Source organism: Salinicola salarius, from assembly GCF_002179555.1.
Classification (GTDB): Bacteria; Pseudomonadota; Gammaproteobacteria; order Pseudomonadales; family Halomonadaceae; genus Salinicola; species Salinicola salarius_A.
Genome location: NZ_NHOU01000009.1, coordinates 1 through 21,522 on the forward strand (window position 1 = coordinate 1; position 21,522 = coordinate 21,522).

The following is a 21,522-nucleotide window of genomic DNA, read 5'->3' on the forward strand; positions in this document are numbered from 1 at the left end:
TGGATCAGGCAGCGTGACCTGAATAGTTACTATCCTTTTTGTTTGGCGGCTTGTTTGCCGACCAAAGTCTAAAGGCAAGTCGACGGCGTTTGGTTGATCCTATGTCGGACATAACCTGTACCTAGTCCTACAAGGAAGCGCGGGATCCCATGAGTCATGCCACGGCCGCCACGAGTCGTAGTCAGCGACCGGACATCGCCGAAGCCCTCGCCGAGGCCGTTTTCAGCGGCCATTACGCGATCGGCGAGACGATCCCGCGGGAGATCGATCTCTGCGAGCGCTTCGGTGTCAGCCGAAGCACCGTGCGCAGCGCCCTGCAGAAGCTGGTCAACGTCGGCTTGCTGGTGCGGGTTTCCGGGCAGGGCACACGGGTGCGCGAGCTTTCGGCTTGGCATCTGCTCGATCCTCAGGTCAGCGCCTGGATGGCGCGCTACGCCCAGCCCAACCCGCGGCTGCAGCGGGAAGTCTTCGCCTTTCGCGTGGCCGTCGAGCCTTTCGTGGCGGCGCTGGCGGCGACCCATGCCTCGGCTGCGGACCTGCTCGCTATCGAGACCGCCTACGAAGGCATGATCCGTGCCCTCGAACAGGCCGATCTGCGCTGGCAGGGCCAGAGCCACGACGACTACGACGTGGCCTTCCACGAAGCGATCTTCGCGGCCTCCCACAACCTCATCTGGGCACAGATCAGTCATGTGCTCAGACCCGCCATCGCCCTGATCGTCGAGCGCTCCAATCACAGTGCCGATGAACTCAACGACAGCATGGCGCGCCATTTCCGGATGATGGAGGCGATTCGCCTGCGTCAGCCGGAAGCCGCCGAGCAGGCGGCGCTCTCGGTGCTGGAACGTACCGGCCGGGATCTGGGAATGGAGGACATCTTGCAACGATCGCCTTCGATCACGCTGTCCCCAACGACATTCGAGCGATAACAAACGCTACTGGAGACTCACAATGACTTTACGCATGCCACTTCAAGGGTTGGCCATCGCTGCGCTTGGCGCGTTCGCGCTCAATGCCCAGGCTGCCGACTATGAATGGACCTTTCAGACGTCCGAGACCGCCGGCGAGCCGCAGTTCGAGATCAAGAAGGAGTGGGCCGAGAACGTCGAGAAGATGTCGAACGGGCGTATCGCCATCGAGATCCTGCCGGTCAATGCCGTGGTGCAGGCCAACCAGACTTTGCAGGCGGTGAGTTCCGGCATTCTGCAGGGGCACCTGACCGATCCCAGCTACTTCTCGGGCCAGGATCCGGCCTTCGGCATGATCGGCAACCTGGTTGGTGCCTGGAGCGATCCGTACCAGTTCCTCGACTACATGAAGTATCACGGCGGCGAGCAGATCTACAACGAACTGGTCGAGCCCTATGGCGTTCACCTGATCGGTGCCGCGGCGACCGGGCTGGAGTCCTTCCCGAGCTCGCGTCCGATCGAGAAGGTCGAAGACCTGAAGGGCCTCAAGGTGCGCGCGCCGGAAGGCATGGTCTACAACATCTTCGAGAAGGCGGGGGCGACGCCGGTCAACCTGCCGGGCTCCGAAGTGTATACCTCGCTGGAAAAAGGGGTAATCGACGCGGCGGACTACACGGTATTCGCGACCAACTACGCCCAGGGCCTGTACGAGTTCGCCAACTATCCCAACTATCCGGGCTTCCACTCGCTGCCGATGGTCGCCGTTTCGCTCAACAAGCAGATCTGGGATGGCCTGCCGGACGATCTCAAGTCGATTCTGGAAGTCTCGGTCGATCAGATGGCCTACGAAATGGTCGCCAAGCTGAAGACGCTGGATCTCGAGGCCGTGAGCGAAGCGCGCAAGGATCCCAATATCCACCTCGTCGACATGTCCAACGAAGAGCGTGCCAAGTTCCGTCACATCGCTCAGGAAGAGTGGAAGGACTGGGCCGGCCGCAACGACATCACCCAGGAATTCTACGACTCGGTCGTGGGCTACCTGCAAGACAACAACCTGATGTAACGACGCCTGTGGCCGACATCGCCGCTCCGGTCCGTCCGGGGCGGCGATGTTCGGTTGGAATTCGAGGGAACCCACGATGACACAACCGACCCGCAAGGGAGACGAGGCCGCAATGCCGGCGTCGTCGGAGGAAGCGCAGAAACAGGCGCTGGAAGAGGAAGGCAACGACGAGATCCGTACGCCGCTGGACCGCTGGGTGCGTCGGGGCGGCCGTTATGCCGCCTGGCTGGTCTTCATCGCCATGGCGATCAGCGTGTTCGAGGTGATCATGCGTTACGGCTTCGATTCGCCGACCTCCTGGGTGCATGAATCCGTAGTGATGCTGGTGGCGCTGACCTTTGCGGTCGGTGGTCCCGTCGCGATGGCGAGCAATCGCCACATTCGCGTTCGCGTGCTCTACGACATCGCCGGCCCGCGCCTGAAGCGCGCCCTGGATGTCTTCAATGATCTGGTCACGCTGGGCTTCTGCCTCGGCATGAGCTATGCCGCCTTCACCATGAGCTGGACGGCGACCCATGGCCCCATGGGGGACTGGCGTCTGGAGCGTTCGGGAACCTCGTGGAACCCGCCGTTCCCGGCACTGGTGAAGACGGTGATTCTGGCGGCGCTGGTGCTGATGACGCTGCAGGCGCTGTGGCATCTCTACCAGAGCGTGACCGGGCGACGCCCGGCGGCGAATCATGACCGCGGGGAGAACGTCTGATGGATATCGCAACGGGAACCTGGCTGCTGGTCGGGGCCATCTTTGCGCTCCTGATCACCGGTCTGCCGCTGGCGTTCGTCACCGGCCTGGTGGCGCTCGGCTTCACGTTCGGCTGGTTCGGGCCGATGGCGCTGCCGCTGGTCACCAGTCGTGTCTACAGCTTCATCACCGAGTATTCGCTGGTCGCGGTGCCCATGTTCGTGCTGATGGCGTCGCTGTTGGATCGATCCGGCATCGCCAGGGATCTGTTCAATGCCATGCGGGTCTTTGCCGGGCGTCTGCCTGGCGGCGTGGCGATCCAGACCGTGGTCGTGGCGTTCTTCCTCGCGGCGCTGTCGGGGATCATCGGCGGCGAGATCGTGCTGCTGGGGATTCTGGCGCTGCCGCAGATGCTGCGCCTGGGCTACGACAAGCATCTTTCCATCGGTGTGGTCTGTGCCGGCGGCTCGCTGGGCACGATGATGCCGCCGTCGATCGTGCTGATCATCTACGGCCTGATCGCCAGCCAGTCGATCGCGGATCTGTTCACTGCAGCCATCACCCCGGCGCTGGTGCTGATGGGCAGCTACATTCTCTACGTGCTGCTGCGGTGCCTGAAGAACCCGAAGCTGGGACCGCCGCTGACCGCGGAGGAGCGGGAGAACAACGAGATCAAGACCAAAGGGCAGGCGCTCAAGGCGATCCTGGTGCCCGGACTGATCGCGTTTCTGGTGCTGGGCACGATCTACGGCGGTGTCGCCTCGGTCACCGAAGCGGCGGCCATGGGGGTCTTCGGCGTGTTCGTGGCGATCATCCTGCGTGGCGAGTTCTCGATCAAGACGCTGCATGCCAGCCTGAACCAGACCCTGAGCACCTGCGGCATGATCATCTGGATCGGCATCGGGGCTGCTGCGCTGGTGGGGGTCTACAACCTGATGGGCGGCAATCGCTTCATCTCGCAGATGATCATGGGGCTGGATGTCGCGCCGATCGTGATCATGCTGGTGATGATGCTGATCCTGCTGGTGCTGGGGATGTTCCTCGACTGGATAGGCGTCGCGATGCTGACGCTGCCGATCTTCGTGCCGATCGTGACGCAGCTTGGCTACGACCCGATTTGGTTCGGCATTCTGTTCGCGGTGAACATGCAGGTGTCGTTCCTGACGCCACCGTTCGGGCCGGCTGCGTTCTACCTCAAGGGTGTGGCGCCACCCTCGATCAGCCTGAAGGATATCTTCGTTTCCCTGCTGCCGTTCATCGCCATTCAGCTCTGCGTGCTGGCGCTGCTGCTGGCATGGCCGGATCTGGCGCTGTGGCTGGTGTGAGACGTCGCCGAATGAGCCCGGCCAGTGGCCGGGCTACGCTCGCGACGCTGGCGGATCGGGAGTACGCTCGGGGCAACGCCGAGCGTGTCAACGTTTCGAACTCGTATGAGTCGAAGGATTCATGAGTCGGCGCATTGTCGCGCCGATTGGATAGACAGGGTGACCCATGAAAATTACGCAACTCAAGACCTGGCAGGTGCCGCCGCGCTGGCTGTTTCTCAAGATCGAGACCGACGAGGGCTGTTACGGCTGGGGCGAGCCCGTGGTCGAGGGGCGTGCCGCTACCGTTGAGGCGGCGGTGCATGAGCTGTCCGATTATCTGATCGGACAGGATCCGCGCCGCATCGAGCATCTGTGGAACATTATGTACCGCGCCGGTTTCTACCGTGGCGGCCCGATTCTGATGAGCGCCATCGCCGGCATCGACCAGGCGCTGTGGGATCTCAAGGGGCGCGATCTGGGTGTGCCGGTCCACCAGCTGCTGGGTGGCGCCTGTCGCGACAAGATGCGCATGTACGCCTGGACGGGCGGCGACAAGCCGAGCGATGTCGGCGCCGGCGCCAAGGCGCTGGTCGACAAGGGCTTCACCGCCTTCAAGATGAACGGCACCGCCGAGATGGCGATCGTCGATTCCCACGCCAAGGTGGACGAAGCCGTGGCCCGTGTCGCCGAGGCACGTGATGCGGTAGGGCCGGACGTGGGCATCGGCATCGATTTCCACGGCCGCGTGCATCGGCCCATGGCCAAGGCATTGCTGCGCGAGCTGGAGCCGTATCATCCGATGTTCGTTGAAGAGCCGGTGCTGCCGGAACACCTGCCGAGTCTCAAGCATATCGCCGGCGGCCTGGGGTATCCCATCGCCACGGGGGAGCGGCTGCACACCCGCTACCAGTTCCGCGACCTGCTCGTCGAGGGCATGGTGGACATCGTCCAGCCCGATCTTTCTCACTGCGGCGGGATCAGCGAAGGGATGAAGATCGCCACGCTGGCCTCCTGCTTCGACGTGGCGCTGGCGCCGCACTGCCCGCTGGGGCCGTTGACCCTGGCCGCCTCGCTGCACGTGGATGCGGTCAATCACAACGCCTTCATCCAGGAGCAGAGCATGGGCATCCACTACAATCGGGACAACGACGTGCTCGATTACCTGGTGGACAAGAATGCCCTGGCGATCGAGGACGGTTACTGCTCGATCCCGCAGGGGCCGGGGCTGGGCGTCGAGATCGACGAGGCCTTCGTCGAGGAGCGTTCCAAGGTCGGCCATCGCTGGAGGAATCCGGTGTGGACGCATGAGGATGGTTCGATAGCAGAGTGGTAATTTCTGGCGCTCTGCGAGCTGCGCTCGATCACGCGACTTTAGACCGGCCGAAACGAGGAGAGAGAAATGAACGAGACGCGTAAGTTTGCACTCGAAACGGCGCTGCGCGAGCGGCCGCTGGTGGCCATCCTGCGCGGGATCACGCCGGAGGAGATCGATGCGGTGTTCGATGCGCTGGTGGCGTCGGGCTTCAAGCTGATCGAGATTCCGCTCAATTCGCCGCGGGCGTGGGACAGCATCGCTGCCGTGGCCAAGCGCTGCCCGGACGACGTGGTGATCGGCGCCGGCACGGTGCTGGATCCGGTTCATGCCGAGCGGCTGGCATCGCTCGAGGCGCCGCTGCTGATCACGCCCAACACCGACCCGGAGGTGATCCGGGCCGGCGTCGAGCACGGCCTGGCGCCGATGATCGGCTGCATGACGCCGAGCGAGGCGCTGGCGGCGGCGAAGGCGGGGGCGACGGCGCTCAAGCTGTTCCCGGCGGCGGATCTGGGGACGGGCTATTTCAAGTCCATCAACGCGATCCTGCCCAAGGGCTTGCCGGTGCTGGCGGTCGGCGGTATCGACAAGAGCAACATGAGCGAGTGGCATGCCCATGGCGTGGCCGGCTTCGGCTTCGGCAGCAATCTCTACAAGCCGGGGCGCAGCGCCGACGAGGTGGGACGGATTGCGGCTGAACTGGTCGAAGAGTGGCAGCGGCTGAGCGAGGTTGCCCACTATGCCGAGCAGCAGGAACGCGAGGCCGATGCATGAGCGGCGAGATCCCTGATCGTCTGATCGTCATCGACTGGGGCACCAGCAATTTCCGGGCGTTTCTGGTCGATACGGCCAGCGGCGAGGTGCTGGACAGCCGGCGTTCGGCCTCCGGCCTGCGCGCGCTGAGCCAGAGCGAGTTTCCGCATTACTGCGCCTCGCAGACCGACGACTGGCGGCAGGGCGGCGGCGCGGCTTCGGGCGCTGAAGGTGCGGCTTCGGGCGCTGAAGGTGCGGCTTCGGGCGCTGAGGGCGCGGCTTCGGGCGCTGAGGGCGCGGCTTCGGGCGCTGAAACAGTCCCGATCTATCTGGCCGGGATGGTGGGCTCGGCGCGGGGCTGGTTCGAGGCGCCGCAACTGGAACTGCCGGCCACGGCCGCCGACCTGGCGGACAACGTGGTCGCCGCGCCCGGGCTCGATAATGTCTGGATCGTGCCGGGCGTCAAGCAGGTGACGCCAGAGCACGTCGACGTGATGCGCGGCGAAGAGGTCCAGGCGTTCGGCGCGCTGGCGCTTGCGGGTATCGACAGCGGGGACTGCTGCCTGCCGGGCACCCACAGCAAGTGGGCGCGGCTCGACGGCGGCCGGATGACCGAGTTCACCACGGTGATGACCGGCGAGCTCTACCATGCCGTGCGCTTCCATACCTTGCCGGGGGAGCCGGCCCGCGACGAGGCGCCGTTCGACGAGTCGGCGTTCCGGCTGGGCGTTTCCCGGGCGGGTTGTCCCGGCGGCGTGATGCATGCGCTGTTCGAGGCGCGCAGCCGGCATCTCTATGCCGGGCTCGAAGCGGGGCAGGTGGGCAGCTTCCTCTCCGGCGTGCTGATCGGGGAAGAGGTACACGCCATGCGACAGGCTCGCCCGGGGCTCGATACCGTGCGGCTGGTCGGCGCCGATTCGCTGCGCGAGAGCTATACCCTCGCGCTGGAAGCGGCCGGCATCCGTGTCGAGGCAGTCGACAGCGACCGGGCCACGCTGGCCGGGGTCATGGCAGTGGCTGCACGCCACGCCGGACGATAACGGCGCGCCCGTACGCGACAGCGCACCGCGATGGTGCATAGCTGCGCGTTCCGGCACCACGAAAGCGATGACGACGGCCCGGGATATTCACGAATATCCCGGGCCGTCGTGTTTGGCATGATCCGTGCTACCTTCACCTATACGTCTGCTGACAAGCAGCCGATCGCGTACGACATGACGAGGTGAAGCGATGCGGGTGATGCCATGACACAGCCGGCCCTGAACAAACCGCCCCTGCTGGTGTTTACCGATCTCGATGGGTCGCTGCTGGATCACGACACCTACGACTGGCAGCCGGCCTCGGCCTGGCTCTCGCGCCTGGAGCAGCAGGCGATTCCGGTCATTCCCACCACCAGCAAGACGCGCGCCGAACTGTTGGCGCTACGCCAGGAGCTGGGGCTCGAACATACGCCTTTCATCGCCGAGAACGGTGCCGTCATCGGGCTCCCGCCTTCCTGGCAGCACGCGCGGCTGGATCGCGATCCTGCCTCGCCGGATGGCCTGGTGGTCAAGACGCCGAGCATGGACGTCGACTATATCCGACGGCGCCTGGACGTGGTCCGTGAACGCCACGGCCTGAATTTTCGGCGCATGGGCGAGATGGATCTGGCCGAGGTGCAGGCGCTGACCGGGCTCAGCGCCGCCGGCGCCGAACAGGCGATGACGCGAGAAGGCAGCGAGCCGCTGGTGTGGGAAGACGACGACGCCAAACTGCAGGCATTGCACGAGACACTGCGTGTCGACGGCCTGCGCCTGACCCGCGGCGGGCGCTTCTGGCACGTGATGGGCGCGGTCGACAAGGGGCAGGCGTCGGACTGGCTGGTGGCGCGCTTCGAGGCGTTGCGCGGCTATCGCCCGCGGACGATCGGTCTGGGGGATGGCCCCAACGATCTGGCGCTGCTGGCAGCCACCGACATGGCGGTCGTCATCGCCGCCAGTCACGGCCAACCGATGCCGCTGGAAGGCTCGCAGATCTATCGGACCAAGGCCCAGGGGCCAACGGGCTGGTCGGAAGGTGTCTCTCATTGGCTAACCCGGGAGCTGGGGTGGGCCGACAACGATCCCGACGATTGATGGATAATCCCGATAACCGGCGTCAAGGACTGACGCCAGCCGACAACAGGATGAGGGTGTCTCATGAGTGATTTCTATCAGAACGGTATCGTTACCAATTTCCACAACCTCACCCGCCGCTCGGTGGAGGCACTGGAAACCGATCTCAAGCAGTTCTCGCGCAGCCGGCCGATGGGGTTGATCCTGCCGTCGCTGTATTCGGAGCTGGAAGGGCCGGCGCTTTCGCATATCGTCGACGAGCTGTGCAAGGTGCCTTATCTCAGCGAGATCGTCATCGGGCTGGATCGCGCCGATCGCGAGCAGTTCTTGAAGGCACGCGAGTTCTTCTCGCGCCTGCCGCAGCATCACCGCATCCTGTGGAACGATGGCCCGCGTCTCCAGGCGCTGCAGCAGGAGCTGGCCGGGGAAAACCTGGCGCCGCTGGAGCCGGGCAAGGGCTGCAATGTGTGGTATTGCTCCGGTTACGTGCGCGCTTCCGGCAAGACCGAGGCGGTGGCGCTGCATGACTGCGATATCGTCACCTATGATCGCGGCCTGCTGGCGCGGCTGATCTATCCGGTGGCGAACCCGCGATTCCACTACGAGTTCTGCAAGGGCTACTACTCACGGATCGCCTCCGGCAAGCTCAACGGTCGTGTGGCGCGGCTGATGGTCACGCCGCTGATCCGGGCGTTCAAGATGATCTACGGGCCGCTGCCTTACCTGGACTATCTCGACAGCTTCCGTTATCCGATCTCCGGTGAGTTCTCGATGCGGGCCGACGTGCTCGATGGCATTCGCATTCCCAGCGACTGGGGGCTGGAGATCGGCGTGCTTTCCGAGGTGCACCGCAACTTCTCGACCAAGCGGCTGTGTCAGGTCGATATCGCCGATGCCTACGACCACAAGCATCAGCCGGTATCGGAAGACGATCCGTCGGGTGGTCTGAACCGCATGAGCATGGATATCGCCAAGGCAATGTATCGCAAGCTGGCGACGCTTGGCGTGGAGATGAGCGTCGAGAGCTTCCGTACCGTCAAGGCGACCTACTATCGCGTGGCGCTGGATCTGATCGAAGCCTACGATCACGATGCGGCGATGAACGGGCTCAAGCTCGACCGCCACAGCGAGGAGGCGGCGGTGGAGCTGTTCGCCGACAACATCATGCAGGCCGGCGCCGCGTTCTTCGAATCACCCCGCGACAAGCCGTTCATCCCCAGCTGGAACCGGGTGCAGGCCGCCATTCCCGACCTGCAGGATCGTCTCTATGAGGCGGTGGAGCTGGATAACAGCGGCGATGTGTAGACGCCGCTCCCGCCGACCGGACGGCAGCCGATGCGGGCGGTGCAATCGTTTCGATTCATCGCCCGCGTCGGGGCCGTTGCCGTTTCCTTCACGACCGCGCCCCGATGCGCGTCAGGGCTGCACCAGCCACAGGCTACGGTAGGGGCGCAGGATGTCGCGTTCTTCCGGATGCGGGCTCCAGCGCTTGCCGTCCTTGAGCACGTCGTACCAGTCCCCTTCGTCGAGTTCGCCGATCTCCAGCGGCTGGCGGGTATCGCTGATGTTGTAGATCGCCAGCAGACGCCGACCGTTGGGCAGCGGGCCGCGCTCGATGGCGAAGATGCCGGGCGGGGTGTCGAGCACGCGCTGGGCAGCTTCGGGGTGAAAACAGGGCTCGTTGGCGCGGATGTTGAGCCGGCGCTTGAGCGAGGTGAACGCCTCGCGGGTCGGCGTGCTGCGGCTGTCGATGAGTTCGTCCAGCTCTTCCTTGGGCCAGCGGCGGCGATTGATCGAACGCAGCTTGCCGCTGCGCTCGACGCCGCCGTGGTCGTTGAGCGTCGCGGTCAGGCTGTGGAAGTAGACGCCGGGAATGCCCTGCAGCGCCAGCATCAGGTTCTGGCTGCACAGGAAGCGCTCGACCTGCCAGGCATCGGCGCCTCGGCGGGTGCCCTTCATGGCGTCGTAGTAGGTGATGTTGATCTCGTAGGGCGAGTCGCTGCCGTCCGGGTTGGTCTTCATGCTGACGTAACCGCCGAAGCGGTGCATTAGCTCGAGCATGATATCCAGCTCGTGCTGCGGCAGCAGCCCCTCGAGCGCTCTGACCCCGATGCCGTCGTGGCTGGCGGTGAAGTTGAAGTAGGTGCAGCCCGGCGGCAGCGTCGGCAGGCTCCGCGCCCAGTCGCTCAGGGTCGTGGCGTCGCCGCTGGTCAGGGTATGCACGAGCAGGGGCGGCAGCGTGAACTGGTAGATCATGTGCGCTTCGTCGGGCATCGGGCGCTTGTCTTCGAGGCGGTCGGGGCCCTGTCGTTCGAGGCCCTGTCGTTCGAGGCCCTGTCGTTCGAGACCCGGCCGTTCGGGACCCGGCCGTTCGAGACCCAGCCTTTCAAGACCAAAGTAGCTCATGTTTTCGTGGTGCGGCACGTTGGTCTCGGTGATCAGCAGCGTGCCCGGCGCCATGAAATCCAGAATCGCCCGCAGCAGCCGCACGATGGCGTGGGTCTGGGGCAGGTGGACGCAGTTGGTGCCGACCTGCTTCCACAGGTACGTGACCGCGTCGAGACGGATGATGCGCGCGCCCTGCTGGACGTAATAGAGCAGGATGCCGACGAACTCGAGCAGCACGTCCGGGTTGGCGAAGTTGAGGTCGATCTGGTCCTCGGAGAAGGTCGCCCATAGGTAGCGGGTGCCGCGTCGCGTCGAGACCGGCACCAGCAGCGGCGAGTTGCGCGGCCGCGTGACCATGGAGAGATCCGTTTCCGGGTCCATCTCGATGAAGTAGTCGCGCCCCGGCTGCGTGCCGGAGAGATAGTCGGTGAACCACAGCGAGTCGCGGGAGACATGGTTGATGACCAGATCGACCATCAGATCGACCCGAGACGCCAGCCGACGGATATCCTGCCAGTCGCCGAGGCTGGGGTTCACTTCGCGATAGTGGATCACCGAGAAGCCGTCGTCGCTGCTCCAGGGAAAGAACGGCAGGATGTGCAGGCCGCTGAACGTGCCGTTGAGGCGCGTGGCGAGAAAGTCGTCCAGCACTTCCAGCGGCGGCCGCTCGCCGTCGATGATGGTATCGCCGTAAGTGATCAGAATCTGGTCGCGCTCGCTCCATGTCGGCCTTGGCAGCGTATCCAGTGCACTGCGCTGGTGCATCAGCAACGTCATCAGGCGGCGCATGATTTCGTCGCGACGGGGGCCGTATACCTCTTCCAGGCGCGCGTTGGCACGTTCGATGAAAGCTTCTTCGGAAAGCGCGGGGTAGTTCGCGGCACGGCTGGGCATGGGGCGGGGTTCCTGATTTCAGCGGTTGGCGTACGCAACATGCGTATCAAGGTGTTGTTGTGGCGGACTGTCACGATATCCTTGCAGAAGACGGGCCAACATGAAAACCGCTGCCGTTTTTCGGCGCGTTTCCGCTATGTTGCCCAAACCGTTACACTCTCTGCTTCATTTAATCGCTTTTTCTCGTTCACTTAACAATAGCGGCGATTCCCAAATCGCCCACGCTGACAGGTAGACCCGACGATGCATTGCCCTTTTTGTGGTGCGCACGATACCAAGGTGACCGACTCCCGCCTGGTGGCCGAGGGCGATCAAGTGCGTCGTCGCCGTCAGTGTGCCGGTTGCGGGGAGCGCTTCACGACCTACGAGACCGCCGAACTGGTGATGCCGCGGGTGGTCAAGTCCGACGGCTCCCGGGAAAGCTTCGACGAGCAGAAGATGCGTGCCGGCATGGCGCTGGCACTGGAGAAGCGTCCGGTCAGCGTGGAGTCCTTCGAGGCGGCTGTCGAGCGAATTCGCCAGCGGCTGCGGGCACGCGGCGATCGAGAAGTCGAAGCGCGTGCCGTGGGGGAAGAGGTGATGGAAGCCCTACAGCGTCTCGATCATGTGGCCTACATTCGTTTTGCCTCGGTCTATCGCCGTTTTCAGGATCTCGACGAGTTTCGTGCCGAGATCGATCGGCTTTCCCAGGAGCCGACAGTGTCTTCGGAGGACAACGGCGACCCTCGCTGAGCCGGCGCCCTTGTTGTCGTTGTCAGACTCCCCGTCTTTTCGAGCGAGCCGCCATGTCCTTTTCCCATTCCGAATCTCTGTCCCATTCCGAACCTCTGTCCCGTTCCGAGCCTCTGTCCCTGTCCCCGGACGCCTCCCGCGCCGAGCCTACGACGCCGGCGGCCTGGATGGCGCGGGCGATTCAGCTTGCCTGGCACGGACAATATACCTGTGATCCCAATCCGCGAGTCGGCTGCGTGCTGGTCAAGGAGGGCCGCATCGTCGGGGAAGGGTTTCACGCGCGCGCCGGCGAGGCGCATGCCGAGGTCAACGCGCTGCGCATGGCCGGCGAGGTGGCCCGTGGCGCGACGGCGTACGTCACCCTCGAGCCCTGCTCGCATACCGGGCGCACCGGCCCTTGCAGCCAGGCGTTGATCGATGCTGGCGTGGCGAAGGTGGTCGCGGCGATGGAGGATCCCAACCCGCAGGTCTCCGGGCGAGGCTTCGCGATGCTGCGCGAAGCGGGCATCGAGGTCGAGGTCGGGCTGCTCGAGGAGGACGCGCGACGACTCAACCCCGGCTTCATTCGCCGCATGCGTGACGGGCTGCCGCGGGTCACGCTGAAGATGGCGATGAGCCTCGACGGCCGCACGGCAATGGCCAACGGCGAATCCCAGTGGATCACCGGGCCGGCCGCGCGGCAGCAGGTGCAGCGTCTGCGCGCCGCGTCCAGCGCGGTGCTGTCCGGGGTGGAGTCGATCATCTTCGACGACTCCCGGCTGACGGTGCGTGCCGGGCAACTGGGGCTGGATGATGCCGAGGCGATTGCGCGGCGCCAGCCGTTGCGGGTGATTCTCGATAGCCAGCTGCGGCTGCCGCTGGCGGCGGCCTGCCTGAGCGAGCCGGGGCGGACGCTGGTCTTCACGATCCAGCCGGAGATGACCGAGCGACGGCGCAAGCTCGAAGCGGCCGGCGCCGAGGTGGTCTTGATGCCGGCCAATGCCGAGGGGCGCGTCGAGTTCGCGGGCGTGCTGCGCTATCTGGCCACGCGGGAAGCATGCAACGAGGTGCTCGTCGAAACCGGCGCCACCCTGGCCGGAGCCTTGCTGGAGGCGGACTGCGTCGACCGGCTCGAACTGTTCATGGCGCCGACGCTGCTGGGCAGCGAGGCGCGGCCGCTCTTCGCCCTGCCGGGGCTGATGTCGATGAGCCAGCAGCGGCGGCTGGAGATCGACGACATCCGCGCGGTGGGCGAGGATTGGCATATTTCGGCACGACCTGTCAGGGCGTCCGATCAAGGCGGGGTGAGGTGAGCGGGCAGGCCGCGCACAGTGAAAGGGCAGGGACGTGTCGCCGTCATCCGACAGTAGCGTCCGTGTCTCGCGACAGGTAGGCTGTGCCGCATCGAGCCTCTCTGGCCTCGTTGGACGGTGGTTTCAGCAGATGGCGGTTTCCGTGGATGAATCAGCAATGACGACAACGCAATCGAACCAGCTGGCCAGTATCGAGGTCCTGGTCGAAGAGATTCGGCAAGGCAGGATGGTCATCCTCATGGATGACGAGGACCGCGAGAACGAAGGCGACATCATCATGGCGGCCGAGTGCGTCGAGGCCGACCATATCAATTTCATGGCGCGTCACGCTCGCGGCCTGATCTGCCAGCCGATGTCGAAGGCGCGCTGCCAGCAGCTGAAGCTGCCGCTGATGGTCAGCGACAACGGCTCCGGCTACGGCACCAAGTTCACCGTCTCGATCGAGGCGGCCACCGGCGTCACCACGGGAATCTCCGCGGCGGATCGTGCGCTCACCGTGCGTGCCGCGGCGGCGCGGGGCGCGCGGCCGGAGGATATCGTCCAGCCCGGTCATATCTTCCCGCTGATGGCGGAGCCGGGTGGCGTCCTGCGTCGCGCCGGTCACACCGAGGCGGCCTGCGACCTGGCCGCCATGGCCGGCTTCGAGGCCACCGGCGTGATCTGCGAGATCATGAACGAGGACGGCAGTATGGCGCGCCGGCCGGAGCTCGAACGCTTCGCCGCCGAGCATGACATCAAGATCGGTACCATCGCCGATTTGATCCACTATCGCATGCTCAACGAGCGTACCGTCGAGGCGGTCGAGCAGACGCCGGTGCAGACCGCGTTCGGCGACATGACCCTGCATGTCTTCCACGACACCATTCAGGATCGGCACCATCTGGCGCTGGTGAAGGGCGAGCCCGAACACGCCACGCCGACGACGGTGCGCGTGCACGGCGGCGACACGCTGCGTGACCTGCTCGCGCTGTGTCGTGCGGACAGCCACTGGACGGCTCACACCGCGCTGGCCGAGATCGGTCGGGCGGAGGCGGGCGTCTTCGTGTTGCTCGACGAGGCGCGCCCCCAGGGGGATTTCAGGCAGCAGCTCGATGTGCTGCTGGGGCATCGCCCGGCGCCGCGTTCCAGTGCCGCCGACGGATCGGGGAATTTTCTGTCGATCGGCACCGGGGCGCAGATCCTGCGCCAGCTCGGCGTCGGCAAGATGCGTCTGTTGAGTTCGCCGTGGCGTTTCTCGGCCCTCTCCGGTTTCGATCTGGAAGTGGTCGAGCTGGTCAGCGGCGACGCCTGAGCGGGATTCGAACCCCAGCTGCCGCGAGCCGGAACCGTCGCGAGCGTGGTATGGCCGCGCGGCCATGGTAAGATGGCCGGCTTCGCGCGCCGAGCGCCAGGCTCTGGCGCGGCCAATCAGACTGTTTTTTTCGCGTCCAGATTCGTATTCGTGACGACTCTGGCGCAGTGTATCCGGAACCCGATAATGCAACCGATCGCTCAACTGGAAGGTCAGTTCACCGATGTCGATGGCCGTTATGCCATCGTCGTGGGCCGTTTCAATCATCACGTCGTCGATAGCCTCGTGGAAGGCGCCATCGATAGCCTGATGCGCCACGGCGTCAGCGAGGAGAACATCGAGCTGATTCATGTCCCCGGCGCCTGGGAACTGCCGTTGGCGGTCAAGCGCGTGCTGCAGGTGTCCCGACCCGACGCGGTCGTCGCGCTGGGTGCGGTCATTCGTGGCGGTACGCCGCACTTCGAATACGTGGCGGGCAACTGCAATTCCTCGCTGAGCAGCCTGCAGCTGGAGTTCGCGACCCCCATCGCCAACGGGGTGCTGACGGTCAATTCGATCGATCAGGCCATCGAGCGCGCCGGCACCAAGGCGGGCAACAAGGGCACCGAGGCGGCCATGGCGGCCATGGAAATGGTATCTCTATTCAAGCGACTGGGAGGCGAGGCATGAGTTCACCGTCACGACAGCCGACGCCGGCTCAGGAGTCGCGTCGCGCCGCCCGCGAACTGGCGGTCCAGGGGCTCTACCAGTGGCAGATGACCGGCAAGTCGGTCACTGCCGTCGAGGCCGAGTTCCGCTCGCAGATCGCCGATGACGATCTCGAGGATCACGAAAACTGGCACAAGGTGATGGAGATCGCCGACAAGGCGCTGTTCCATGATCTGCTGCACAACACGGCCAACCATCGCGCCGAGCTGGACGCCACCATTGCGCCGCTGCTCGACCGGCGCCTGGAAGACCTGGATCGCATCGAGCTGGCGATCCTGCGTCTCGGGACCTACGAATTGTCGCGCCGGCCCGAAGTACCCTATCGTGCCGTCATCAACGAGGGGGTCGAGCTGGCCAAGATATTCGGCGCGACCGATGGTCACAAATACGTCAACGGCATCCTCGACAAGCTCGCCTCGCGGCTGCGGGGTGCCGAGGTCGCTGCTCGCCGTCGTTGACATGACTCGCGCTTCGTTGAGCGAATTCGAGCTGATCGCTCGCTATCTGTCGCGCCCGGCGGCGGCCGAGCGGAGCGATGTCGTCGTCGGCAACGGCGACGACTGTGCGGTGCTTGCGCCCACCTCGGGGCATCAGCTCGCGATCAGCGTCGATACGTCCGTCGTCGATGTCCATTTCCCCCATGACGCGCCGCCGGCGGCCATTGGCCACCGTGCGCTGGCCGTCGCCTTGAGCGATCTCGCGGCGATGGGGGCCAGGGCGCGCTGGTGCTGCATGGCGCTGACGCTGCCGGCGGCCGACCCCGAGTGGCTCGAGGCGTTCGCCGAGGGCTTCCGTGAACTGGCCGCCCGCAGCGGCTGCGAGCTGGTCGGCGGCGACGTGACCCGCGGCGCGCTGACGATCGGGGTGACGGTGCATGGCGAGCTGCCGGCCGGCCAGGCGTTACGACGCAGCGGGGCGCGGGCGGGGGATCTGGTCGCGGTAACCGGCTATCCGGGGCGGGCGATCACGGGGCTGACGCGCTGGCAGCAGGGCGAACGCGAGGCGGGGCATCCGCTGCTCGAGGCCTATCTTCGCCCCGAACCGCGCCTGGCGGCGGGAGAAGCGCTGAGAGGGCTGGCCAGTAGCGCGATCGATGTTTCCGATGGCCTGCTGGCGGATCTGCAGCACGTGCTCGTGGCCTCCGGCGTGGGGGCGCGTCTCGATCTCGAGTCGTTGCCGCTGGCGACACCGCTGCGCGCGACGCTCGAACTGGACGAGATCCGGGGGCGGGTACTCAACGGCGGTGACGACTATGAACTGCTGGTGACGCTGGCGGAGTCGGATCTTGCCGAAGCCCAGCGCCGCCTGGCTCCGCTACATCTGCCGCTGACGCCGATCGGGCGGATCATCGAGGGCGAAGGCATTCAGGGCATTCCTCCGCGTTACCTCGAGCGCAGCGGGTGGGACCACTTTCCGGAGACCACCTCATGAACCGGGCGCCCACGAGTGTATGGCGTCGGCCGACGCATTTCCTGGCATTCGGGCTGGGCAGTGGTGCCGTGCCGTTCGCGCCGGGGACCTTCGGTACCCTGGCCGCGATCCCGTTCTACTGGCTGCTGTCGGGGCTGCCGCTGACGATCTACATGGGACTGCTGGGCGTGGCGACGCTGGTCGGCATCTGGCTCTGCGAGACGACCTCCCGTGATCTCGGCGTCCACGACCATTCCGGTATCGTCTGGGATGAATTCGTCGGCTACTGGCTGACCATGGCGGCAGTGCCGTTCTCCTGGGAGGCCGCGCTGTGGGGCTTCGTGGTATTCCGCGTCTTCGACATCCTCAAGCCCTGGCCGATTCGCTGGGTCGACCGCCGGGTCGCCGGGGGCATCGGCATCATGTTCGACGATATCCTCGCCGGGGTGTACGCCTGGAGCACGATGCATCTGTGGTTCTGGCTGCATTGAGCCACGAGCCACGAGCCACGAGCCACGAGCCACGAGCCACGAGCGGCGATAACCGTGGATCCGTCAGCCTCCTACTTTTACTGTCAGGAGCCCGTTCACGATCGTGCGAGCTAGGATCAAACTAGGCGAAAACGACTGAGGACACGGAGTTTACATAGACGTAAATGAGTATTCCGAAGTCGTTTTTAACAACGTTTGGCCGACGCGCAGCAGATTGTGAACAGGCTCTCAGGAGTAACGCATGCGTAAATGGATGATCGCGGGAGCGGTCGTGATCGTGTTGGTCGGGGGCGGCTATCTGGGAGCCCAGGCTTATTCGAGCCAGCGTTTCGACGACGAGATCGCAAAGCTGGTCTCGCGACTGGATGCCGGCCCCGATTGGCGGGTCACGCGCGATGATGTCGACAGCGGCTGGTTTCATTCCAGCGGCCGCATCGAAGCGCGTTACATGGCGGTGGCCCAGAATGCCGACCCGGTCGTCGTCGAGGTGCCGTATCAGGCGGGGCACGGCCTGCTCGAGACGACGCTGAACGGTGAAGCGCAGGTGCGGGGCAGTGACGGCGAGACGCTGTTCGGCGATGTGCTCGCAAGCCCTGGCCCGATGACCTGGACCGGACGTTTCCTGACCCGCGAGCAGAAGCTGGAAGCGCACTTCACGCTGCCGGGCTTCTCGCAGACCGTCAGCGTGCCGACGCAGGACGCGGCTGGAGAGATCACCGCGGCCCGAGACATGCAGCTGGATTTCGCCGGGCTGACGCTCGATCTCGAGCAGGTCGACGGCAAGGTCACCGTTCAGGGAGACGCGCCGCGGCTGCGAATGGCCGATGACCAGACCGATATCCTGATCGAAGGGAGCACGCTGTCCGGCACGTTCGAGGGCAACGACCAGGCCTTCCACCAGGCGATGTCGCTGACCGTTCCGACGACCACGGTCACGCCCGCTGACAGCCCGAGCGTGGTCTCCAAGGATGTCCGCTACGCCGTGGAAGCCAATCTCGGCGCCGAGCAACTGGTGATGCAGCTGCAAGCGAACGTGGGCGACACCCGGGTGCAGGACCAGTCGATCTTCGACGGTGGCGTCGCGCTGACGCTGGATCATGTCGATGGGGACGCCTATCGGTCGCTGGTGGCAGCGCTGGACGAGCATCTGGCCGACATTCAGGCCGCCATCGATAGCGAGGACGACGCCAGGCTCCAGACGGCGCTGCAGCCGCTTCGATCGTCGATCCAGGCGCTGCTGGCAGGTTCGCCGCATCTTTCGCTGGATAGCCTGACCGCCAATAGTGCGGTGCTGGGCATGAAGATGCGCGGCAGTGGCGAGCTCGGCGTCGACGGCGCGGGCATCGAAGGCTGGAATCTCGATACGATGGCGGCCGATACGCTTCAGCGCGAAGTCGTTCGGCGGCTGGAAGGGCGGCTGACCCTGGAGGGTGCGCCGGCGCTATTGATGATGTTCCTGGGCCTGCCGTTGACCAGCGACCCTCTGCAGCTCGAACTGACGGATGGCGTGCTCGACATCAATGGCCAGCAGATACCGCTGGTGCCGCTGCTGGTCGATCCGGGCTGATATCCGAAGGTCCGGCCGTGCCAGGCTCTCGCGCCTGGCACGGTTTTCTGAGCCAATCTCCCCTCGTCGACTTGAACTCCCGTCCCGGCGCCCGCATCCCTAGGTCATTCGGCCAGGACTGGCCACAGACTCAGGGTGAATAATGAGCGATCATAATCGGGATTCCACGGACACTTTCGAGACTATTCAGAACTTATCCGAGACCAGTCAGAACTCATCCGAGACCAGCCAGGATTCGTCCGGCCACGATCACACGTCGTCCCACTCGGCCAGCGGCGCCGTCGTTCCCTCCGGTGATTACCTGCCGGAGCGGATTTACCTTCTCCCCATTCACAATCGTCCGTTCTTCCCGGCCCAGGTGCAGCCGCTGATCATTCAGCGCCAGCGCTGGGAAGAGACCATGAAACGGGTCGCCAACACGCCGCACCACATGGTGGGGGTGGCATTCGTCGGTGATGTCGGGGTCGAGGAACTCAACCCGGGCAGCTTCCCTGAGATCGGTACGGCGGTGAAGGTTCACCGCGCCCAGAACGAAGAGCAGCAGATCCAGTTCATCGCCCAGGGCATGCGCCGCTTCCGCATCCAGCGCTGGCTGTCGAAGACCCCGCCGTATCTGGTCGAGGTCTCCTATCCGCGCGAGCCGGTCGATGCCGAGGCCGAGGAAGCCCGTGCCTATGCGATGTCGCTGATCAATGGCATCAAGGAGCTGCTGCCGATCAACCCGCTCTACGGCGAGGAACTGAAGAGCTACCTCAACCGCTTCAGCCCCCACGAGCCAGGCCCGCTGACCGATTTCGCCGCCGCCATTACCTCGGCCAAGGGTCGCGAGCTGCAGAGCGTGCTCGAGACGCTGCCGATCATGGATCGCATGCAGAAGGTACTGCCGCTGCTGCGCAAGGAGATCGAGGTCGCGCAGCTGCAGAACCAGATCAGCGAGCAGGTCAACTCGCAGATGCAGGAGCGCCAGCGCGAGTTCTTCCTGCGCGAGCAGCTCAAGGTGATCCAGAAAGAGCTGGGCATCTCCAAGGACGATCGCGAGAGCGATGTCGATACCTTCCGTGATCGGCTCGAGAACCTGCAGGTGCCGGAGCGGGTTCAGGAGCGTATCGACGACGAGCTGGGCAAACTGTCGGTGCTGGAAACCGGCTCGCCGGAGTACGGCACCACGCGCAACTATCTCGACTGGCTCACTTCGCTGCCCTGGGGCATCACCTCGGAGGACCAGCTCGATCTCAAGCGCGCCCGCGGCGTGCTGGACCGTGACCACGACGGCCTCACCGACGTCAAGGAGCGCATCATCGAGTTCCTGGCCGAAGGGTCGTTCAAGGGCGATGTCGGCGGCTCCATCGTGCTGCTGGTCGGCCCGCCCGGCGTGGGCAAGACTTCCGTCGGACGTTCGATCGCCGATGCCCTGGGGCGCAAGTTCTACCGCTTCTCGGTGGGCGGCATGCGCGACGAGGCCGAGATCAAGGGCCACCGCCGCACCTACATCGGTGCCATGCCCGGCAAGCTGGTGCAGGCGCTCAAGGAGGTCGAGGTCGAGAACCCGGTGATCATGCTCGACGAGATCGACAAGATGGGGCAGTCGTTCCAGGGTGATCCCGCCTCGGCGCTGCTCGAGGTGCTGGACCCGGAGCAGAACGTCGACTTTCTCGATCATTATCTCGACGTGCGCCTGGATCTCTCCAAGGTGCTGTTCGTGTGTACGGCCAACCAGCTCGATACCATTCCCGGGCCGCTGCTCGACCGCATGGAGCAGATCCGGCTTTCGGGCTATATCGCCGAAGAGAAGATGGCGATCGCCAAGCATCACCTGTGGCCGAAGCTGCTGGAGCGCGACCGCATTCCCAAGAAGCGCATCAACCTGACCGACGCTGCGCTCAGGCAGGTGATCGAAGGCTATGCCCGGGAAGCCGGCGTGCGCCAGCTGGAGAAGCAGCTCCACCGGATCGTGCGCAAGGCGGCGGTCAAGATGCTCGAGCAGAATCAGGAGACGGTCAAGGTCTCGGTCAACAACCTGGAGGAGTTCCTCGGCGCGCCACTGTTCCGCAAGGAGAAGGTGCTCAAGGGCGTGGGCGTGGTCACCGGCCTGGCCTGGACGGCGATGGGCGGCGCCACCTTGCCCATCGAGGCGACCAAGGTCCACGCATTGACCCGCGGCTTCAAGCTCACCGGCAAGCTGGGCGAGGTGATGCAGGAGTCCGCCAATATTGCCTACAGCTACACGCTGGGTCATCTGGGCGAGTACGGGGCCGATGCGGACTTCTTCAACGAGGCTTTCGTCCATCTCCACGTGCCGGAGGGGGCGACGCCGAAGGACGGCCCCTCGGCGGGCGTCACCATGACCACGGCGCTGATGTCGCTTGCCCGGAACCAGAGTATCGATCGGCCGCTGGCGATGACCGGCGAGCTGACGCTGACCGGCCAGGTGCTGCCGGTGGGCGGTATTCGCGAGAAGGTGATCGCCGCGCGCCGCAGCGATATCTTCGAGCTGATCCTGCCGGAGGCCAACAAGCGCGACTACGACGAGCTGCCCGACTATCTCAAGACAGGGATGACCGTGCACTTCGCCAAGGTCTATCCGGATGTGGCCAAGGTCGTGTTCGGCCGCTGAGAGCCTGTTTACAATCT

General features: G+C 64.9%; 19 protein-coding genes. 18 read left to right on the forward strand and 1 reads right to left on the reverse strand.

Features of this window, described 5'->3' with window-relative positions:
• The first annotated feature begins 149 nt into the window (after nucleotides 1-149).
• The 9 genes from CCD76_RS09000 (at nucleotide 150) to CCD76_RS09040 (ending at nucleotide 9,423) form a co-directional block, all read left to right on the forward strand.
• Nucleotides 150-929 (forward strand): FadR/GntR family transcriptional regulator, encoded by a 780-nt coding sequence (locus tag CCD76_RS09000; protein ID WP_087719190.1) that lies wholly within the window; start codon nucleotides 150-152, stop codon nucleotides 927-929.
• 22 nt (nucleotides 930-951) lie between these two features.
• On the forward strand, nucleotides 952-1,971 hold the full coding sequence (locus CCD76_RS09005; RefSeq protein ID WP_087719191.1) for a TRAP transporter substrate-binding protein: 1,020 nt from the start codon (nucleotides 952-954) through the stop codon (nucleotides 1,969-1,971).
• Between the two features lie 76 nt (nucleotides 1,972-2,047).
• Complete coding sequence (locus CCD76_RS09010) at nucleotides 2,048-2,674, forward strand: TRAP transporter small permease subunit (protein WP_087719192.1); 627 nt, start codon at nucleotides 2,048-2,050, stop codon at nucleotides 2,672-2,674.
• Nucleotides 2,674-3,978 (forward strand): TRAP transporter large permease, encoded by a 1,305-nt coding sequence (locus CCD76_RS09015; RefSeq protein ID WP_087719193.1) that lies wholly within the window; start codon nucleotides 2,674-2,676, stop codon nucleotides 3,976-3,978. The genes CCD76_RS09010 and CCD76_RS09015 overlap by 1 nt, the downstream gene beginning before the upstream one ends.
• Nucleotides 3,979-4,144: 166 nt before the next feature.
• A complete protein-coding gene (gene dgoD, locus CCD76_RS09020; protein WP_087719194.1) occupies nucleotides 4,145-5,293 on the forward strand; it encodes a galactonate dehydratase in 1,149 nt (382 codons plus the stop codon).
• Between the two features lie 66 nt (nucleotides 5,294-5,359).
• Nucleotides 5,360-6,046, forward strand: coding sequence for a 2-dehydro-3-deoxy-6-phosphogalactonate aldolase (locus CCD76_RS09025; protein WP_087719195.1), 687 nt, complete (start codon nucleotides 5,360-5,362; stop codon nucleotides 6,044-6,046).
• Complete coding sequence (locus tag CCD76_RS09030; protein ID WP_087719196.1) at nucleotides 6,043-7,065, forward strand: 2-dehydro-3-deoxygalactonokinase; 1,023 nt, start codon at nucleotides 6,043-6,045, stop codon at nucleotides 7,063-7,065. Before CCD76_RS09025 ends, CCD76_RS09030 begins: the two co-directional genes overlap by 4 nt.
• A gap of 204 nt (nucleotides 7,066-7,269) precedes the next feature.
• Nucleotides 7,270-8,139 carry an HAD-IIB family hydrolase gene (locus CCD76_RS09035; protein WP_087719197.1) on the forward strand — a complete coding sequence of 290 codons (870 nt, stop codon included), beginning with the start codon at nucleotides 7,270-7,272 and terminating at the stop codon, nucleotides 8,137-8,139.
• 63 nt (nucleotides 8,140-8,202) lie between these two features.
• Nucleotides 8,203-9,423: a glycosyl transferase gene (locus CCD76_RS09040; protein WP_071232538.1), complete on the forward strand. Its 1,221-nt coding sequence runs from the start codon at nucleotides 8,203-8,205 to the stop codon at nucleotides 9,421-9,423.
• Nucleotides 9,424-9,534: 111 nt separating this feature from the next.
• On the opposite strand, the gene CCD76_RS09045 is transcribed toward CCD76_RS09040, so the two are convergent.
• Nucleotides 9,535-11,400 carry a sugar phosphorylase gene (locus CCD76_RS09045; protein WP_087719198.1) on the reverse strand — a complete coding sequence of 622 codons (1,866 nt, stop codon included), beginning with the start codon at nucleotides 11,398-11,400 and terminating at the stop codon, nucleotides 9,535-9,537.
• A 243-nt stretch (nucleotides 11,401-11,643) separates the two neighbouring features.
• Between CCD76_RS09045 and nrdR the strand changes: the two genes are divergently transcribed.
• The 9 genes from nrdR (at nucleotide 11,644) to lon (ending at nucleotide 21,505) form a co-directional block, all read left to right on the forward strand.
• The gene (nrdR, locus tag CCD76_RS09050; RefSeq protein WP_087719199.1) at nucleotides 11,644-12,132 is read left to right on the forward strand and encodes a transcriptional regulator NrdR; all 489 of its coding nucleotides are present in this window, start codon (nucleotides 11,644-11,646) and stop codon (nucleotides 12,130-12,132) included.
• A 167-nt stretch (nucleotides 12,133-12,299) separates the two neighbouring features.
• The gene (gene ribD / locus CCD76_RS09055) at nucleotides 12,300-13,424 is read left to right on the forward strand and encodes a bifunctional diaminohydroxyphosphoribosylaminopyrimidine deaminase/5-amino-6-(5-phosphoribosylamino)uracil reductase RibD (RefSeq protein WP_256961237.1); all 1,125 of its coding nucleotides are present in this window, start codon (nucleotides 12,300-12,302) and stop codon (nucleotides 13,422-13,424) included.
• Nucleotides 13,425-13,581: 157 nt separating this feature from the next.
• A complete protein-coding gene (ribBA, locus tag CCD76_RS09060) occupies nucleotides 13,582-14,715 on the forward strand; it encodes a bifunctional 3,4-dihydroxy-2-butanone-4-phosphate synthase/GTP cyclohydrolase II (protein WP_087719201.1) in 1,134 nt (377 codons plus the stop codon).
• Nucleotides 14,716-14,901: 186 nt separating this feature from the next.
• Nucleotides 14,902-15,384 (forward strand): 6,7-dimethyl-8-ribityllumazine synthase, encoded by a 483-nt coding sequence (gene ribH, locus CCD76_RS09065; protein WP_087719202.1) that lies wholly within the window; start codon nucleotides 14,902-14,904, stop codon nucleotides 15,382-15,384.
• A complete protein-coding gene (nusB, locus tag CCD76_RS09070) occupies nucleotides 15,381-15,881 on the forward strand; it encodes a transcription antitermination factor NusB (RefSeq protein ID WP_071232542.1) in 501 nt (166 codons plus the stop codon). Before ribH ends, nusB begins: the two co-directional genes overlap by 4 nt.
• Nucleotide 15,882: 1 nt before the next feature.
• Nucleotides 15,883-16,854, forward strand: a complete 972-nt coding sequence (thiL, locus tag CCD76_RS09075; protein WP_087719203.1) for a thiamine-phosphate kinase — start codon at nucleotides 15,883-15,885, stop codon at nucleotides 16,852-16,854.
• A complete protein-coding gene (locus CCD76_RS09080) occupies nucleotides 16,851-17,324 on the forward strand; it encodes a phosphatidylglycerophosphatase A family protein (protein ID WP_071232544.1) in 474 nt (157 codons plus the stop codon). Before thiL ends, CCD76_RS09080 begins: the two co-directional genes overlap by 4 nt.
• 241 nt (nucleotides 17,325-17,565) lie before the next feature.
• Nucleotides 17,566-18,891 carry a DUF945 family protein gene (locus CCD76_RS09085; RefSeq protein ID WP_087719204.1) on the forward strand — a complete coding sequence of 442 codons (1,326 nt, stop codon included), beginning with the start codon at nucleotides 17,566-17,568 and terminating at the stop codon, nucleotides 18,889-18,891.
• A 142-nt stretch (nucleotides 18,892-19,033) separates the two neighbouring features.
• On the forward strand, nucleotides 19,034-21,505 hold the full coding sequence (gene lon, locus CCD76_RS09090) for an endopeptidase La (protein WP_087719205.1): 2,472 nt from the start codon (nucleotides 19,034-19,036) through the stop codon (nucleotides 21,503-21,505).
• The last annotated feature ends 17 nt before the right edge of the window (nucleotides 21,506-21,522 follow it).

Coding starts and splice junctions, on each gene's coding strand:
- CCD76_RS09010 (WP_087719192.1), top strand. CDS start 2,048: ATGACACAACCGACCCGCAAGGGAGACGAGGCCGCAATGCCGGCGTCG.
- CCD76_RS09085 (WP_087719204.1), top strand. CDS start 17,566: ATGCGTAAATGGATGATCGCGGGAGCGGTCGTGATCGTGTTGGTCGGG.
- ribBA (WP_087719201.1), top strand. CDS start 13,582: ATGACGACAACGCAATCGAACCAGCTGGCCAGTATCGAGGTCCTGGTC.
- lon (WP_087719205.1), top strand. CDS start 19,034: ATGAGCGATCATAATCGGGATTCCACGGACACTTTCGAGACTATTCAG.
- CCD76_RS09040 (WP_071232538.1), top strand. CDS start 8,203: ATGAGTGATTTCTATCAGAACGGTATCGTTACCAATTTCCACAACCTC.
- CCD76_RS09000 (WP_087719190.1), top strand. CDS start 150: ATGAGTCATGCCACGGCCGCCACGAGTCGTAGTCAGCGACCGGACATC.
- CCD76_RS09045 (WP_087719198.1), bottom strand. CDS start 11,400: ATGCCCAGCCGTGCCGCGAACTACCCCGCGCTTTCCGAAGAAGCTTTC.
- nusB (WP_071232542.1), top strand. CDS start 15,381: ATGAGTTCACCGTCACGACAGCCGACGCCGGCTCAGGAGTCGCGTCGC.
- CCD76_RS09030 (WP_087719196.1), top strand. CDS start 6,043: ATGAGCGGCGAGATCCCTGATCGTCTGATCGTCATCGACTGGGGCACC.
- CCD76_RS09015 (WP_087719193.1), top strand. CDS start 2,674: ATGGATATCGCAACGGGAACCTGGCTGCTGGTCGGGGCCATCTTTGCG.
- CCD76_RS09025 (WP_087719195.1), top strand. CDS start 5,360: ATGAACGAGACGCGTAAGTTTGCACTCGAAACGGCGCTGCGCGAGCGG.
- dgoD (WP_087719194.1), top strand. CDS start 4,145: ATGAAAATTACGCAACTCAAGACCTGGCAGGTGCCGCCGCGCTGGCTG.
- CCD76_RS09035 (WP_087719197.1), top strand. CDS start 7,270: ATGACACAGCCGGCCCTGAACAAACCGCCCCTGCTGGTGTTTACCGAT.
- thiL (WP_087719203.1), top strand. CDS start 15,883: ATGACTCGCGCTTCGTTGAGCGAATTCGAGCTGATCGCTCGCTATCTG.
- nrdR (WP_087719199.1), top strand. CDS start 11,644: ATGCATTGCCCTTTTTGTGGTGCGCACGATACCAAGGTGACCGACTCC.
- ribD (WP_256961237.1), top strand. CDS start 12,300: ATGGCGCGGGCGATTCAGCTTGCCTGGCACGGACAATATACCTGTGAT.
- ribH (WP_087719202.1), top strand. CDS start 14,902: ATGCAACCGATCGCTCAACTGGAAGGTCAGTTCACCGATGTCGATGGC.
- CCD76_RS09080 (WP_071232544.1), top strand. CDS start 16,851: ATGAACCGGGCGCCCACGAGTGTATGGCGTCGGCCGACGCATTTCCTG.
- CCD76_RS09005 (WP_087719191.1), top strand. CDS start 952: ATGACTTTACGCATGCCACTTCAAGGGTTGGCCATCGCTGCGCTTGGC.